Annotated in this window: 14 protein-coding genes and 1 pseudogene; 4 read left to right on the plus strand and 11 right to left on the minus strand. The window is 46.2% G+C overall.

The features are described from left to right. Nucleotides 1-246: 246 nt before the first annotated feature. The 8 genes from AAEZ00_RS18885 to AAEZ00_RS18920 form a co-directional block, all read right to left on the minus strand. A complete protein-coding gene (locus AAEZ00_RS18885; protein WP_351089438.1) occupies nt 247-1,611 on the minus strand; it encodes a DUF2254 domain-containing protein in 1,365 nt (454 codons plus the stop codon). Nucleotides 1,612-1,661: 50 nt separating this feature from the next. Continuing rightward, a complete protein-coding gene (locus tag AAEZ00_RS18890) occupies nt 1,662-1,916 on the minus strand; it encodes a GlsB/YeaQ/YmgE family stress response membrane protein (protein ID WP_123777473.1) in 255 nt (84 codons plus the stop codon). 55 nt (nt 1,917-1,971) lie between these two features. Continuing rightward, nucleotides 1,972-2,331, minus strand: a complete 360-nt coding sequence (locus tag AAEZ00_RS18895) for a sll1863 family stress response protein (protein ID WP_351089440.1) — start codon at nt 2,329-2,331, stop codon at nt 1,972-1,974. Between the two features lie 36 nt (nt 2,332-2,367). Beyond that, on the minus strand, nt 2,368-4,011 hold the full coding sequence (locus tag AAEZ00_RS18900; protein ID WP_351089442.1) for an FAD-dependent oxidoreductase: 1,644 nt from the start codon (nt 4,009-4,011) through the stop codon (nt 2,368-2,370). Between the two features lie 104 nt (nt 4,012-4,115). Beyond that, the gene (locus AAEZ00_RS18905) at nt 4,116-5,465 is read right to left on the minus strand and encodes an APC family permease (protein ID WP_162022969.1); all 1,350 of its coding nucleotides are present in this window, start codon (nt 5,463-5,465) and stop codon (nt 4,116-4,118) included. Between the two features lie 45 nt (nt 5,466-5,510). Then, on the minus strand, nt 5,511-5,651 hold the full coding sequence (locus tag AAEZ00_RS18910; RefSeq protein ID WP_242445210.1) for a PRC-barrel domain-containing protein: 141 nt from the start codon (nt 5,649-5,651) through the stop codon (nt 5,511-5,513). A gap of 382 nt (nt 5,652-6,033) precedes the next feature. Continuing rightward, complete coding sequence (locus AAEZ00_RS18915; protein ID WP_123777477.1) at nt 6,034-6,468, minus strand: OsmC family peroxiredoxin; 435 nt, start codon at nt 6,466-6,468, stop codon at nt 6,034-6,036. 354 nt (nt 6,469-6,822) lie between these two features. Further along, nucleotides 6,823-7,482, minus strand: coding sequence for a DsbA family oxidoreductase (locus tag AAEZ00_RS18920; protein ID WP_101088479.1), 660 nt, complete (start codon nt 7,480-7,482; stop codon nt 6,823-6,825). Between the two features lie 743 nt (nt 7,483-8,225). Here AAEZ00_RS18920 and AAEZ00_RS18925 point away from each other — a divergent pair. Then, nucleotides 8,226-8,438 carry a zeta toxin family protein gene (locus AAEZ00_RS18925; RefSeq protein WP_351089468.1) on the plus strand — a complete coding sequence of 71 codons (213 nt, stop codon included), beginning with the start codon at nt 8,226-8,228 and terminating at the stop codon, nt 8,436-8,438. On the opposite strand, the gene AAEZ00_RS18930 is transcribed toward AAEZ00_RS18925, so the two are convergent. Next, entirely contained in the window at nt 8,428-10,980 is a 2,553-nt protein-coding gene (locus tag AAEZ00_RS18930; protein ID WP_351089444.1) for an excinuclease ABC subunit UvrA, read from the minus strand. The two genes, AAEZ00_RS18925 and AAEZ00_RS18930, sit on opposite strands and share 11 nt — an antisense overlap. A 778-nt stretch (nt 10,981-11,758) precedes the next feature. Further along, complete coding sequence (locus AAEZ00_RS18935; RefSeq protein ID WP_351089446.1) at nt 11,759-12,199, minus strand: thiamine pyrophosphate-dependent enzyme; 441 nt, start codon at nt 12,197-12,199, stop codon at nt 11,759-11,761. A 354-nt stretch (nt 12,200-12,553) separates the two neighbouring features. On the opposite strand from AAEZ00_RS18935, the gene AAEZ00_RS18940 reads away from it, so the two are divergent. Continuing rightward, entirely contained in the window at nt 12,554-12,748 is a 195-nt protein-coding gene (locus tag AAEZ00_RS18940) for a YgaP family membrane protein (RefSeq protein WP_351089448.1), read from the plus strand. 213 nt (nt 12,749-12,961) lie between these two features. Beyond that, nucleotides 12,962-13,933 carry a patatin-like phospholipase family protein gene (locus AAEZ00_RS18945; protein WP_351089450.1) on the plus strand — a complete coding sequence of 324 codons (972 nt, stop codon included), beginning with the start codon at nt 12,962-12,964 and terminating at the stop codon, nt 13,931-13,933. A gap of 191 nt (nt 13,934-14,124) precedes the next feature. On the opposite strand, the gene nhaA is transcribed toward AAEZ00_RS18945, so the two are convergent. Further along, nucleotides 14,125-15,471 (minus strand): Na+/H+ antiporter NhaA, encoded by a 1,347-nt coding sequence (gene nhaA / locus AAEZ00_RS18950; RefSeq protein ID WP_351089452.1) that lies wholly within the window; start codon nt 15,469-15,471, stop codon nt 14,125-14,127. Nucleotides 15,472-15,663: 192 nt separating this feature from the next. Between nhaA and AAEZ00_RS18955 the strand changes: the two are divergent. Next, nucleotides 15,664-15,765 (plus strand): annotated as a pseudogene (locus AAEZ00_RS18955) (transposase); the annotation flags it as partial. Nucleotides 15,766-15,819 lie beyond the last annotated feature (54 nt).

The raw sequence follows: 15,819 nt of genomic DNA on the forward strand, positions 1-15,819 counted from the left end.
TGCCGATACACTCGGTGATACAATTAATGATAACTTTCAGAAATTAAAACCTGCAGTTTGAATTCACTTGAGTATATGTATCGTTATCGAGTTTTGAAAGAATGTTTTGCGTTTGCGGATAGCAAAATTATACGAGTTATAGTGAACGATGAGGTTGTGAATAGGGTGCGTTGAATGTAGAGGCAGCAAATTGATCAACAAAATAAATGAATCTTGTATACTAATATCCGTCTCATTTACATAAAACTAATCTTTCCCTACTAATGCGCGCAATGCAGACTGACACTCCAACGATTCACGCACCTTGGACAGCCGCATTTCGAGCTGCGCGCGGTCATGACTGGATGCAAAGCAGCGAGCGGTCAACTCTGCAATCCACTGCAGCTGTTGGTCGAGTGCTCTCAAGCGGCTCGGGCAGATCGTTAGACTTCCGATGGTCTCGATGGCACCGAGCATGCGTAGCAGTATCGCAAGATTCACTTCGGCGCTACTTCGAATCTGGTCGAAAGCATCGGCCAATAGACTCTCAAAGCTCGGAACAATCACCACCATCCGCAGAGTTTCTCCCTCGTAACGATACAATGGCGGAAATTGCCGACTGGCCAATCGAGCCATAATCGAGGTCAGATAGTCCACGCACATCACTGCGGTTGAAGTGTCGTTAACCCCGGGGGACAGCGCTTTTATGGCCATATCAACAATCTGTCGAATACCGAAAGCAGGATCCTGACCCACTGTGCGATGGCGGCCAATACTGTAAGCCGCATTCAAAGTATCAATCAGTTTCTGTTCTGGCGGGAAAGTCAGGGCGAGCGACACCAGAGCCGTATCTTGGACAATGAACGAACCGATGCCGTGCTCCATACGCACTATGGTTCTGTTGTCACTCGCCAAACATATTAGTGTATTGTTATTCACGTCTAAAACGTAACCACTGCGGGCTGCCGGCACGGGATACCAGACCAGCTCATCCAGAGACTTGAATATCGGGTGTCGATCTTCATCTCCATTTTCATTTTCATCAAGTTCCTCATCCGGTTTTATCGGCAGCAACCTATCTATGGCAGCATTGGTTTCCTGAGCGACCGAAGCGATGATGCTTGATGCCTGGATTGACAAGGCAATATGATGAATAAAATAGATAAGGACCCCCACACCAACAAGCGACATCACAAAGGCAAAAAACACCGCCAGACTGGGCACAAACTCATCACCACCACCACTGCCACGAATGGTGCGTAATACAATCAGACAATAAGCGAAAATACTCGCAAAAACCCCCAGAGTTGCTTGCGTGACACTGTTGCGCATGAAGTTCCTCAAAATACGAGAGGTGTACTGGCCCGACGCCAGCACCAAGGCCAGCAGTGTCATGGAGAAGGTGATCCCCATTACAGTCATCATCGAACCAGCCAAAGTGGACAACATCTGGCGAGCGCCTTCTGCACCGACCCCAAACAGCCGTGGCCACTGAATTAGCCATCGGTTTAAACCGGCAGACTCTACTTCGATCAACACAACCGCTAAGGTCATACTGACAGCGACCATCAGTGAAGGCATAAACCAAAAGCTCGATTGCAGATTCCCCCAAAACTGTCTTAACTTAATCATGTGGCCACTCCTAATTTGAATTTTCAACATGTATCGTCGTGTTTAAGGAACTAGGCTTTCTTCTTAACCAAACTAATTATGAATAACAAAATAACAGCGCCTATAGTAGCCATAATGATAGAGCCTAATAAACCGCCTGTTGATATGCCGAGTAAGCTAAATATAAAACCACCTACTACAGCACCAACAACTCCTACAATAATATTGCCTATGACACCAAATCCTCCGCCCTTTATTATGTTGCCTGCAAGCCACCCTGCCAAGGCGCCTATTCCCAAAAATATGAGTAAACTAATAATGTCCATGTTGCACTCCTGTGCTAATTTATAGTGCGCCTATTTGGCGCAATGACCATGCTGTTTATTTGAATCTGGAGGTAGCCGACTTCAGCGAATTGCCAAGCGAGTTCCACGCACCATCCATACCTGCTTTGAGCTCCTCCCATGCACCGTCACTGGATTCCTTAAGTTCGGTAAGTTTGCTGTTGGCCGATTTTTGCATCGTTCGCAGTTCCTCGATTTGTTTGTAGTACTCAATTTTTGCATCGGCCTCCGCGTTATCAGCTTTGGCCTTGAGCTTATCGATCTCTGCGCTCCACTGGTCTAATTGTGCTCGTAGTTTTTTTGGTAAGCTTCTTTCTTGTTCATGGTTAAACTCCTTTGTTGTTGTGAGACCTATTAGGGCCGATGTTGATGTTATGACACTTTTAATGTCGCTCATTCTTTCTGGATAGAGCTAAGATCAATCAAGATATGATCAGATCAAAAACCACAAAATAAGCAATAAAACGATACATAAAACCACAGAATCTAGAAGCTGCGGTGCTTTAATTAGATACAAGATGTCATCGATTTTCGATAACAATTTAATCCATCTAGGTCGATATTGATCCAATACGTTAACTCGTTTATCTATCGCTTTGGCTGCTCTTCTGCCACTTTCAACAGCACCTTCAATACTCCAGACTTGAGCCTGAGTCTTAGTGTGGGCTCCGGCCAAGAATAGATTAAAAACTGGCGTTTTTTGAGATGGCATAAATGCTTGAGTGTTGGTGGTGTTTACCCACTTTGGCTGTAGCGGCGTTATTCCATCACGGGAAAAGTGCCATTCATGCCACACTTCAACTTTTTCAATTGTAAAATCTTTCAACTCTTTGCCGTCATTCGCTTGTTTAATCAATTGATTTAGTGCGCCGCAACTCAAGATTTGAGCCTTCACTTCTTCGATAAACTCTTCTTTGGTGCAGAGACTGACGGGCTTATGGAATATCCTCCCAGGGAAGCCGCCAATACAAGACGTGCCAGTCCAAAGAGATTTGATGTTTTGCCCCAAATCCACTTCCTTGTCCCAAACTTGTTCTTCGGCGAACACTGTCAAATTAAATTCTGAATCACTGATCACCGCTGCAGTCCGCTTTCGAGGAAGTTTGATTTCGTCTGAAAATGCTAACCGAAAAGAGACTTGAGTGTGTGGGCCGTCTTGAACAAGCGGTGTAAACAATTTTAATTCTTCTTGACGCTCAAGCGCGGGAGTTTTACTTAAAATATCAACCATCAAGTAAGGATTGATGGCCACAACATAAATATCGCCTTTGATCTCCTCATTACCGACAAAAGCGGAGACTATTTTGCTGCCGTCGAACACTAATTTGGTGAGCGGTTTCTGCCAATAGAATTTCACGCCCTTGTGTGCAAGGTATTTAACCCAAGGATTGAACCAGTATTCACTACTGGGCCCTTTTAGGAGCAGCCAACCGTCTCCGGCACCTTGCTGCCATGCGGGTCCATCTTGATCAGATTTATGCTGGTGCGCGGGCTTTGTCGTAAATTGCTTTCTAAAAAAATCCCCTGCTGTGTGCAGTGACACGTTGGACCAATCAGAGCCAATCCAAGGACCGAAACAAGAACGCCACGCGTTATAACTTTGCACGCTAAGCATAGGTTTCCAAGCTTGAGCCGCATTCACCTTGGCATATACCACATGGCTTCGATGATTTGAGGTCCAAGTCTTTAACATTAAATAGCACGCTCTGGTAAACTCCCAATTGCTCATGCCAAACATCTTGTTAATACTTTTAAATCCCTCATCGTAAAATTGCGCCTGACCAGCATCAGGGAATATGCCAAAATCAATGGGCCGAGACAGGGCCAAATCATAAACGCTGCCCTCTTCATTGAATGGAATTTTTTTCATCAAATCAAAAACATTATGGTACCAAGGTCCCATGCCGTGCCAAGAATACTCGGTCGGTATATTGTCGTGACTAAGGCGTGAACTTCTGAAGAATCCCCCCGGCTCATCAGCCGTTTCATAAACTGAAACAAGATACCCCAGTTCGGCCAACTCATGTGCGGCGCTTAATCCGGCAATGCCAGCCCCAAATATAACGACAGATTTCATTATTTATCTCCATGATTAAAGTTCGTCCTAGGGAGTGAGCCCCTACACAGCTGCATTCAGGCTGTCTCGGGCGGTTAGCACTAGAAGGTAGTATTTGGTTATTTTCATCCGTGGTTGTGGTTTTTTGGCTCGATAGGGTTATGTCGTAAAAATAGGATCTCAACAAGCAGAATAACCAACATGACAACACCAGCGACACCTAACACCAATGGATCGCTGTTTATCTTGATCCAGACAAAACCGGCTAGAACGATCAAGTCAAGGATAATCGCGACCATAGGGAATGCGCGTTTAGCACCCACTTCGTCTCGCAGGTGACGTAAAACACCCCAGTGGATCGCCATGTCCATAATCAAATAAAAAATGATACCCATGGCCGCAATCCGCGTCAGGTCAAAAAATATGGTCAACAGCAAACCTAAAATGACGGTATAAACCAGGGTGTGCTTTTGGATGCTACCGGGCATGCCAAAATGGCTGTGGGGAACGAGTTTCATATCAGTCAGCATTGCCAACATCCGCGAAACCGCAAATATACTGGCAATAACACCGCCTGCTGTTGCTATCATGGCCAAAACAACCGTAAACCAGACCGCGTATTCGCCCAGTGCAGGCTTTGCGGCTGCAGCCAACGAGTAATTTCTTGTTTCGATGATTTGCGCTAGTGATAAGTTACTTGCGACGCCAAAACCGACGAGCGTATAAATTACCACACAAAGACCGATGGAGATCATGATAGCTCGGCCCACATTTCTGTGAGGGTCAGTAAGCTCTGAACCACTATTGGTAATGGTGGTAAAGCCCTTAAAGGCCAAAATACCCAGCGCGGTTGCACCAATAAAACCAGCTATTGTTGCACCAGAAGTTGAGGCGTCTGGACTGACTGTTGAGAAATCGACTTCCACCGTGCCAGCTACCATTACGCCAACGATACCGAACAAAACTATACCGCCAATCTTAATAAAGCCGAGCACCGACGCGACACCTTCGATCATCTTGTTGGCGGATAAATTGATCAGAAACGCCACCAGCAATAATCCAGCACCCAGTGTTGGCACTAACACGCTGCTATCATCGATACCAAACAGCTGTAATGTATAAGTCCCAAAGGTACGCGCCAGAAAACTCTGGGCAATCACCATAGAAAAATACATCAACAGGGAATGAAAGGCGGTTGTCACCGTGCTGCCATAGGCTTTTTTTAGGTACATGGCAATCCCACCGGCGGAAGGATAAGCATTGGACAATTTTACGTAAGAGTATGCGCTGAATAACACAACCACCGCAGCCGAAAGAAAAGCCAGCGGGAAAAGACTTCCGGTCATCTGGGCCATCTGCCCCGTCAAGGCAAATATGCCAGCACCAATCATAACGCCGGTGCCAAGCGCAACCGCACCAACTAATGTCAGACTATCTTTTTGATAATGTGACTTTTTATCTTCATGGTCATGCATACGCCCTCCGTGATTTGTCTTTTATATAAGCAACTTTTTATCCTGCTATCCTAAAGTGCCTGTTTCAACAACGAGAAAGCGAACACACCAAGTTTCATCATCGAAATAAACGTCTTTGATATGACCAATGTTGCCATCTGTAGCACTGATGACATAGTCCTCTATATTGTTAACGGTGCGTAACATAGGTATCTTCTCCTTCGAATGTTAAATGTACCAACATGAGAGCGATACAGAACTATTAAAAGCGGCAACGCTGTCTGTACGCTATCAAACGTTGGTGTCATTTTCATGCGATTGACGAACGGCTCTGTGTCTATGTATCCGAGTTAGTTGCCAAATCAGGTCTATTGATGAATGTGTTAACGCACGGACACCAGACCGAACGTTATTCACCGTAGAAGAACCGTCGGCAATCTTGCCGACGGTTAGAAAAATGCTGGAAGAGGATATGAATATAGTCATTAAACCTTCGTTTTAGCGTTCGGTCTGACTTTGGCGTTGCTGCCGTGTAGTTGCTGCTGTGTAGTTGCATGGCGCGGGCTGACAGCGTGTCTCAGGAGATGACCTATTTCAGTGTCGCTTGCAGGGTAATATCCTCAACACCGGCAAGAGCCTTCGATACCGGGCAGTCACACTTTGCCGCAGCCGCAATCTCCTGAAATTTCGCCTCGTCGATGCCCGCAACCTCTGCGCTCATCGTCAACGCGATGCGGTCTATAACAAAACCTTCGCCTTGTTTAGCGAGACGAACGCTGGCCTTAGTGTCGATATTGGCGGTGGCAAACCCTGCCTTATCACAGGCGAATGAAAACGCCATCGTAAAACACGCGGCATGGGCTGCGGCTAGTATCTCTTCAGGGTTAGTGCCACTTCGGTCATCCTCGAAGCGACTACCGAAGCCGTAAGGATATTGCTTCAGTGCACCGGTCTCGGTACTTATTTTACCTTGGCCTTTCTTACCTTGACCTTGCCACTGGATAGTTGCTATTTTTTCAATCATGGTCTGTCTCCTAAATATCAAATTTCTCAAGAAGGGTTTCACTTTTTGACAGTAGTGGTAATTATTCCCTTGTTATTAAAGCATTTATAGCTTATCTGATTACTATAAGCCGGTTGTCACAAACAGATGTAAGCTGGTCAGTTCCGGCGCTAAGGATTGGGTAAACTGAGACGACTTATACTTTCAATGTATGTCAGTCTGGACTTGACCATAGGTATCCGTCTGTGCGATATCCAACAGATGTGACGGCTCGAAGGCACTAATCTGATTACGTGAAATAGCGCTGGGGCGTTGCAGAACCTCATGTTCCAATCGAAGACATGCTTCTAAACTTCACCTCTGTACACTTTCGTTTCAGCACCAACTAGCCTCATCTGTTGGATGCTTCAAAAGCTCTTCAATATTAGCAAGAATTACGCCAAAACCTATGTTGCCATACAATGTTTGACGCCCACCATCAAGGACATATGAAGGACTACCGTTAATGCCTTGACTCTTTGATTTTTGATAATCACCCATTAAAGATGCCATAGCAGAGCCATCACCAATGCTGGTATTGATGGTGTTTAGGTCTAGTCCATTGGCGTTAACTAAATCACAGAGGACTTCAAGGTTGCCTATATCCAAGCCATCAACAAAAAATGCGGTTCGAAATGTTAGCGCCATATCGATACTTTTCTTTTTATCATAAGTAATCTCTACCGCTTTAAGCATCAAATGCGCATTGGCTGAAGTGGTGGGTCTAACTTGCGTCCATACTTTTGGGTTTATATAAGCATATTCAAAGGCAGATGCTGACTGTTGTATGTGCTCAGCAAAGCCAATAAACCCGCCTTTTGATTGCCATTGAGTGTTTATTTTTGTCGGTACATCACCAAAAACGTCAACGTAGTAACATTTAAGTTCGATTTTGTGTCCCAATTTTTTATTAAGTTCATCAACACGTTTCTGAGCAATCCAAGCCCAGACACAAAGAATGTCAGTGTAATAATCTATGATTAAGGTTTTATCCATTTGGCATGTCACTCCTTCATCTGAGGATCTTTAATCGCACGGTACGATAACGTCAGAACTTCAAATCATGTCATCAGCCAATCTGACTGTCTGTGCGACTGCGTACATACACTTATTTACAGGCATTTCTACGCCATTGTATGTACACAGACGTTTAGACATAGTGCTGAAAAGGAAGTGTTTTTGTCGTGACTGTCGATAAACTTGTTAGCAAGTTCAACCAAACGAATACAACTATGTTTGTCCTTACAGGCATCAATACTCGAAGTATCAACCGGCGTAAAACTAATGAGGTGGTAAACAGCAAACAAAGTGAGCGATGCCCTCGATTAGTGCGATTAGTGCGATTAGTAACGAAGTTAACGGGCGTAGAGCATAAAAAAGCCATTCAATGGCTTAATAAATCAGCGATTCCCCTAGCGGTAAAACGCCGTTTTATTGGTGTTTTCATAGCGATATTGGCTGCCGTAATCATAATTAATAGGTTGTGCCATGTTATCGTGATGTTATTACACCCAACCGTTCATGTAGATACATACAAGCTATGGTAAATTTATACTCACCTTGTATTGGCTAGTATCTTGTTGTTTTAATTGGGTAACGCTATCACAACCTATGACAGAGCAAAAAACTGAAATTGAAACCAAGGCATCATTTATGCGAAAGCAAATCGCACTCAGATAGCACGTGAACAGACCAATTTAAACACGTTTCCTACGGATCTACAGTCGGTGTCTATTTTTATGTACGGATCGCCTGGGGCCGGCAAAACAAAAGCTTCAAAAACGTTTATTGACATGTTTGATGATACGGGAACTATTAGGCTGGCCCCAGATCAGCTAAGAGTCTTTTTTCAAGAGTACACTGGTGAAAATTCATGCCTATTTCAGAAAGCTGCCAGCTTTATTATTGAGCGACCCCTAGTTTGCCACGACAGGCAGTCGCTCAGGTGGTAGAGATGCACTGGGCCAAGTAAGGCGCCGTTCGGCTCGCCGGGTGGGCGGCCACTGCATGGGGCGTGCCAGCGACCACTATACAGCCTCCCTTATCACCGCCTTCAGGGCCGATGTCAATAACCCAGTCGGCGGCGGCAACCACGTCCATGTCGTGTTCGACCACGATCACGGTATTGCCGGCATCGACGAGCCGGTTGAGCTGGGCGAGCAGCAATAGCACGTCGGCAGGATGCAGCCCTGTTGTGGGCTCGTCGAGAATGTACAGCGTATGGCCGCGGCGTGCCCGCTGCAGCTCGGTCGCGAGCTTGATGCGTTGCGCCTCTCCTCCGGAAAGCTCGGTGGCGGGTTGGCCGAGTCGTAGGTAGCCGAGCCCCACCTCATTAAGGGTTTTAAGGCTGCGCAATGCCGAGGGTACATCGGCGAGAAACACCATTGCCGCATCCACTGTAAGCCCAAGCACCTCGGCTATATTCTTGTTACAGTATGTCACCTCGAGGGTCTCAGGGTTGTACCGCGTGCCATCGCAGTCGGGACAGGGCGAGTAACTGCCAGGTAAAAAAAGCAGACCGACCGCCACAAATCCCTCGCCAAGGCAGGTCTCGCAGCGGCCACCCGGCACGTTGAACGAGAACCGGCTAGCGCCGAACTTTCGGCTCCGAGCCTCGGGGGTAGCGGCGAATGTGGTGCGCACGGCATCGAACAGGCCTGTATAGGTGGCGAGGTTGGATCTCGGTGTGCGACCGATTGGTTTCTGGTCAACGCGCACCAGTCGATCGATCAGATCCGCCCCGGTGATAGCCTCAACCGTGGTGATTTCGACGGGTTTAGGCTCGGGTTGTTCATCCTTCTCCCCGGCCACCGAGGCTGTGGATGCGTTCCCGTCACTGGGTTCAGGATGAAGGTGCAAGCCAACGGTCTCGGCAAGCACCTGGCTCACTAGGGTGGACTTGCCTGAGCCCGAGACACCCGTGACCGCGGTCAGAATGCCGAGCGGAAACTCAGCGTCGAGGCCGCGTAGGTTATGGCGGGTGATACCCGTCAGGCCAAGCCAACCGAGCGGTTGTCGCAGCTCGCGTGCAGCCGGAACTGGGCGCTCGCTTGCAAAGAGAAATTTTCGCGTGATCGAGGCAGGTACATCTTTGAGTCCCGCTGTAGGTCCGCTGTAGAGGACCACTCCGCCCTGCTCTCCCGCATGTGGGCCGACGTCGATGACCCAGTCGGCGCGGCGCACCAAGTCCATATTGTGTTCAACGATAAAAACTGAGTTACCACTAGATTTGAGCTCGTCGAGTACGGCTAGGAGCGGCTCGGCATCGGCCGGGTGAAGCCCAGCGGAAGGCTCGTCGAGTACGTAGATTACGCCAAAGAGCCCAGAGCGCAGCTGGGTGGCAATGCGCAGCCGCTGCATTTCACCAGGAGAGAGCGTGGGTGTTGCGCGGCCTAGACTTAGGTATCCGAGGCCGAGATCGAGCAGCACGTCGAGGCGGCGAGAGAGATCCTTGGTGATAGTCGCACCCGGGGTATTGGCGGCCGCCGGACGGTCAAGCACGTGGCGGAGCTCGGTGAGCGACAAGCTGTTGAACTCGGCTATGGTGCGGCCGTTAAAGGTAACGGCGAGTGCTTCGCTGCGCAGTCCGCTGCCCGCGCATATTAAGCATGGTCCAGATTCAACATATTTCAGTACACGGTTACGCACCGAAGCGCTTTTTGAATCGGCGAGCGTGTGCATCACATAACTCTGCGCGCTCCAGAACTTCCCCTTGTAAGGCCGGGGCCGTTCTCTCTCCGGCATGATGTCGACAACGGGTTGTTCCTCGGTGAACAAGATCCAATCGCGATCGGCGCAGGACAGCTGTTCCCAAGGTATGTCCACATCATGGCCGAGCGCAGTGAGGATGTCGCGCAAGTTCTTACCCTGCCACGCCCCAGGCCAAGCCGTGACGGCGCCTTCGCGAATGCTCAGTGAAGGGTCGAGCACCAGCGATGCCTCGGTGACTGTGTGCGCGGTTCCGAGTCCCTGGCATTTAGGGCAAGCGCCCATGGCGGTGTTGGGTGAAAAGGAGTCCGACTCGAGGCGCAAAGCCCCATCAGGGTAAATACCTGTACGGGAATAAAGCATCCGCAGAGAATTCGAGAGAGTGGTGACTGTGCCTACACTTGAGCGTGAGTTGGGTGTACCTCGGCGCTGCTGGAGTGCGACGGCTGGCGGCAATCCAGTAATTTCGTCCACCTGAGGCGTATGACCTTGCTGGATCAGGCGCCGGGCGTACGGCGCGACGGACTCGAAGAAACGTCGCTGGGCCTCAGCGAAAATGGTGCCAAAAGCGAGCGAGGATTTGCCAGAGCCGGACACCCCTGTGAAAGCAACTATCGAGTCCCGGGGTAGATCCACGTCAACGTTCTGCAGGTTATTTTCTCGGGCGCCGCGCACGCGCACAAACCCCGCGGGTATGGAGTGCGAAACTGATGTTGGTGTTGGGGTGTGGCTACTGAAAGTGTCAACTGGCAAATCAAGGCTGCCACTATTCTTTCCTTTGTTCATTCTTAAAGACCCCTTAGGTTAATTCTTGTCTAGATGTGCAGGATATGATGGGACTTACAGAAAATGATTGCTTCTACTGGCATTAATGCGGAATTCTCAGCCTATGTTGCCATTTATTTCATGGCACAATAATCAAGCCATACATGGTCTAGTTTACTCAGTCAGGATGAACAGAGTTCATGGTATGCTCTTAATCAAGAGCATAAGATCACTATCTCAATTAAAATATGCCATATATGGACGCTCCCGGTGAGTCAAGATAATACTCTGCTCATCCAAGGCTTTTGGCCTTAGTTTTCTATTCTACTGCTTCATACAATTAAAATATGCCACCCATTTTTAAGATAACACATAACGCCTTTCGTTTTTGAGTTGCCAACACCTGCTATGATTTTCTTAACGTACAGATTCAACCGAGTGATTTGAATAATGTTTACTCAATGGCCACAAAATTACTCATTAGTTAAAACCAAGGCAACCTATTTCGGCATATTCACCTTGAGGATTATATATTTCTACTAGCCTGCGCAATAGTTCTACTAGCCTGCACAACTCAGAAACAGAGGTAATAGCATTTAGGAACCGTTCCCACATATTTTTAAATCAGTCATTTGAATTTAAAACTCCTTAGCTTTAGCAATCGAATAATTTACCGCTTGAGCCAATTCGAGCTTTGGCGGCATGACGAGTTCATTAGGATCAATATGGACATCGATCACACAGGCATTTTTGCTAGCAAATGCTTCTCCCAACGCTTTTACTAGCAGCTCAGGGCGATCTACACTCCAACTTTCACCACCGCATAAGCGAGCAAACTCTGAAAAATCAGGATTTTTAATGCTGTTTTATAATTAGGGTAACCACTGTTTTCTTGCTCTAGTTGAATTAACCCTAGCTTGGCGTTGTTAAAAATAATAACCTTTATGGGTAATGTTAGATTGACGGCAGTAATAAACTCTTGCATTAACATACTAAAACCACCGTCACCAATAAGTACTACCACCTGCCGCTCAGGAAATTTCAATTGCGCGCCTATCGCACCGGCCATGCTAAATGCCATTGTCGCCAAGTTGCCTGAGAGGGTAAATAATTGTTGTTCAGTAACGGGGAGATGTCGTGCGACCCATGCGGTCACTGTACCCGTATCACAAAGAAAAATGGCATCTTTGTTCGCAAGCTCACCGACGGTTCGAGCCAGGAACTGTGGTTTTATTGCCATATCTTGCGAGCTTTCTTTTTCGCTTTGCTCTTCTGACCAACTCCTTTTCTGTTGACGACATTCAGTAAGAAAGTTGTCGTTGTCTTTTTGAGGTAAATCAACTATTAATTGGTCTAGTACTTCACTTACAATCTCAAATGATAAACCCTAGCAGAAAATACTTTAGCCTATTCGCTATGTTGCTCGATTTAACCATTCCTGAAAATTATCTCGCGTGCGCTGGCGAACAGACGCCGGGAACAGTTACGATTTATTCTAATGGACATCTAATCGATTCGCGTAAGGCTGGAACGATATTCGATCTTATCTGTAACTTAGCAGAGTGGCCCAGTGACTCGACAAAGGAGAAATACTATGAAGACGAATGAAGGTATGCTAGATCGCACGCTCCGCGTTACCGCCGGTCTAGTTCTTATCGGACTGGCTGCCACCGACACAATTGGCATGTGGGGCTATATTGGCGTTGTGCCGCTGCTTACAGGAGCGGTAGGCTTGTGTCCTCTATACTCGCTCCTAGGTATAAACTCCTGTTCGGTGAGTAAGCGCTGAATCGAATCCACAGCGAATGCCCAGCTATCATAAAACACCATGTAAATATCCTAATAGAACTCGCGGTCATGGTACTACTTTGTTCGCGAGGTTCAGTTAGTGAACTCGGAACTGTACTGCTTAAACACCCGAGGTCATTGTTACTGCCAACAGATATCTAATCGCAAGTTCTACGAACTTATTTTATTCAGCATTTTTCTAGAAAGGCCTGCTATGAAAGTCATTGCATCACCCTCCCAGATTAATCCTTGTGAAGAATCATGTGTTAAAATGGCACTTATTGCAGAAGGAGGTGGTCAACGAGGAATATTCACAGCAGGTGTATTAGATGCGTGGTTAGAGAATGATTTTGATCCTTTCGATTTATTTATAGGGGTGTCTGCAGGATCACAAAACATTACAAGCTTTTTATCTCGTCAGAAAGGTTATGCCAAGAGATTAATTGGTGAATTAACACGTCGTAATAATTTTTATAAACTAGGCCGTGGATTAGCAGGTGGCAATGTTGTTGATTTGGATTGGTACTTTGATAAAACCATTCAAGGTAGCTTTGCCTTAGACTTTACGACAGCAACTAAATCATTGGGTCAACGAGAATTATTGATCAGCGCAACTAATTCACTCGATAGACAAGGCTATTTCTTAAGCCCAAACGGTCATATAAGTCACTGGCGCCAATTGCTTAAAGCCTCGAGTGCATTTCCTTTTTTGTATAAACAAGGGGTTAAGCTCGCGCCTAGGCAGGCCGTTAGCCCAACAAATAAGGCCAAAGCAAGCGTTGATGACCATAAAACAGACTTCTACCTAGACGGTGGACTTGCTGCGCCACTACCCGTTCGTGAAGCGTATCGTCGCGGTGCTCGAAAAATTGTAGTTATTCGCACTGTTAATGCAGACCTAAATACTCAGTCTGCTTGGGTACGTAACCTAAAGTCATGGGTTTACGAGTCTGGGTATTGCCCGAAAATGATTGATTATTTAGTTCAGCATGAACAAGCTTATCAAAAAGAACTCGCCTTTATCACTAACCCTCCTGAAGATGTCGAAATTATTCAAATTTTTGCAGGCGACAATCTTCAAAGTAAATTGTTTGGAAGTACTGATATCGATTTACAACATGATTATCGTGCCGGTATCTCTGCGGGTAATGCTTTTTTGGAGACTCAAAAACGTTTTATGCTGTAAACACTTTGCATAATCTGAGCATAATAAAATAAATTTATACCCGTTCTGTAAACCAGTAGAATGAATAATTATAGACATTAAACTAAAAATTTATAACCAGTTAAAGTACCACATAATACTCTTCTATTAACGTAAACGATGATGCAATATCGGTAACATTTATTTTAACCGACTTAAGATGTCTCATTGAGTCATTTTTTTCGTTTGTTTGAAGCAATGAATCTAAGATATAACGCGCCAAAAAATGCAGAAATAACCGAAGCGACCAAGATGGATGTTTTTGCGTTATGGAGATGTTCAGGTTGCCCGTCAAACCCCAGTGTCGCAATAAATGTGGACATGGTGAAGCCTATCCCGGCTATCAGTGAAGCACCAATAATGTGTTGAATATTAACTCCCTTGGGTAATTTACCTATTTTGTAGTGCAGGCCCAACCAGCACGCGCCGGAAATGCCAATAAATTTACCTACTACAAGGCCAGAAATAATCCCTAATCCAACTGGGTATTGGAGGCTGTCGATAAACGAACTAAAACTAAACACTACGCCAGCATTAGTCAACGCAAACAGCGGTAAGATGAAGAGTGCTACAGGTAAATGCAGTACATCTTCCCAACGACGCAGGGGAGTCCCAGCATGTTCTGCTAAATCGCGCACTTCCAGTACCTGTTTATGATCCTGCCGACTACCAAGAACGTCCACCTCTTCAATTTCTTGCTGAAGGGATCTGATTGTTGTTTTCGCCTTATCAAGTGATTGTGCTGACGCCAACTTCGGCCGTGCTGGCACCGTCAATGCGATTGCGACGCCAGCAACAGTGGCATGAACGCCAGACATGAGCATCATCCACCAGGTTGCAATACCGATGATAATATAGAAAAGTGGCTGTCTTACGCCTGCGTAGTTAGCTACTGCCAAAAAAGTAATAAGTGAACATGCGCTAAACAGATATATTACTGATATTTCCTGGGTATAAAATAGTGCAATAACGAGTATAGCCCCAACATCATCAACGATGGCGAGTCCAACAATGAAAGCCAAAAGACTGGCAGGTATATATTTTCGCACTATGGTAAGTACACCTAGCGCAAACGCGGTATCGGTTGCCATTGGGATACCCCAACCGATCTGTGAATCAAGGCCCCAATTGAACAAGGTATAGGTCATAGCCGGTAAAATCATTCCGCCTATGGCACAAAAAATCAACATGCGCCGATTTTCCGGTTTAGCGAGGTCTCCGGCTAGCACCTCTCGTTTGATTTCGAGTCCAAGCAATAAAAAAAATATCACCATTAAACCATCATTAATAATGTGTTTGAGTGAAGATCGTAACTCAAAATCACCCAAAAATATTCCAATCGGTGTGTGCACAAGATCTAAGTAGGTAGAAGAATAGACTGAGTTTGCCCACCATAGGGCTACGATTGTAGATAAAAGAAGAAACAGACTGGAGGTAGTCTGAGCTCTAATAAAACCGGAAAATGGTTCGTGCATATATTCCAGACCACGCTGCAATATATTTTTAGATTCGCTTGCCATATTAATCACCTGTCATCATCTCGCCTAAGAAGTATATTTATCTTGAGAGTAGAAAATATTTTTAAGCTTTAGGAGTTCGAACAAATACTATAAATTGCGTTTGTTCGGTTATTTTATAACTACTTTATTGAACCAAAACGCTTTACGGAAAATAAAACTGCATTACCCTGAACTAATATAGCCTGCATACATGAAAATGCGTTATGGAGCCCAAGCTACATTGCTGTAAACTTAGGGGGTGCGCCTATCAATGTTGTTAAGCAGTATATTGAGCAGCAAAATAGACCACATTAAACCGCGTTGCGGTTTTCGCTATGCTTCTACGCCACGAAGCACGGGGCATGTCGT

It is taken from the genome of Shewanella sp. S1-49-MNA-CIBAN-0167 (assembly GCF_040310145.1).
GTDB lineage: Bacteria > Pseudomonadota > Gammaproteobacteria > Enterobacterales > Shewanellaceae > Shewanella > Shewanella psychromarinicola.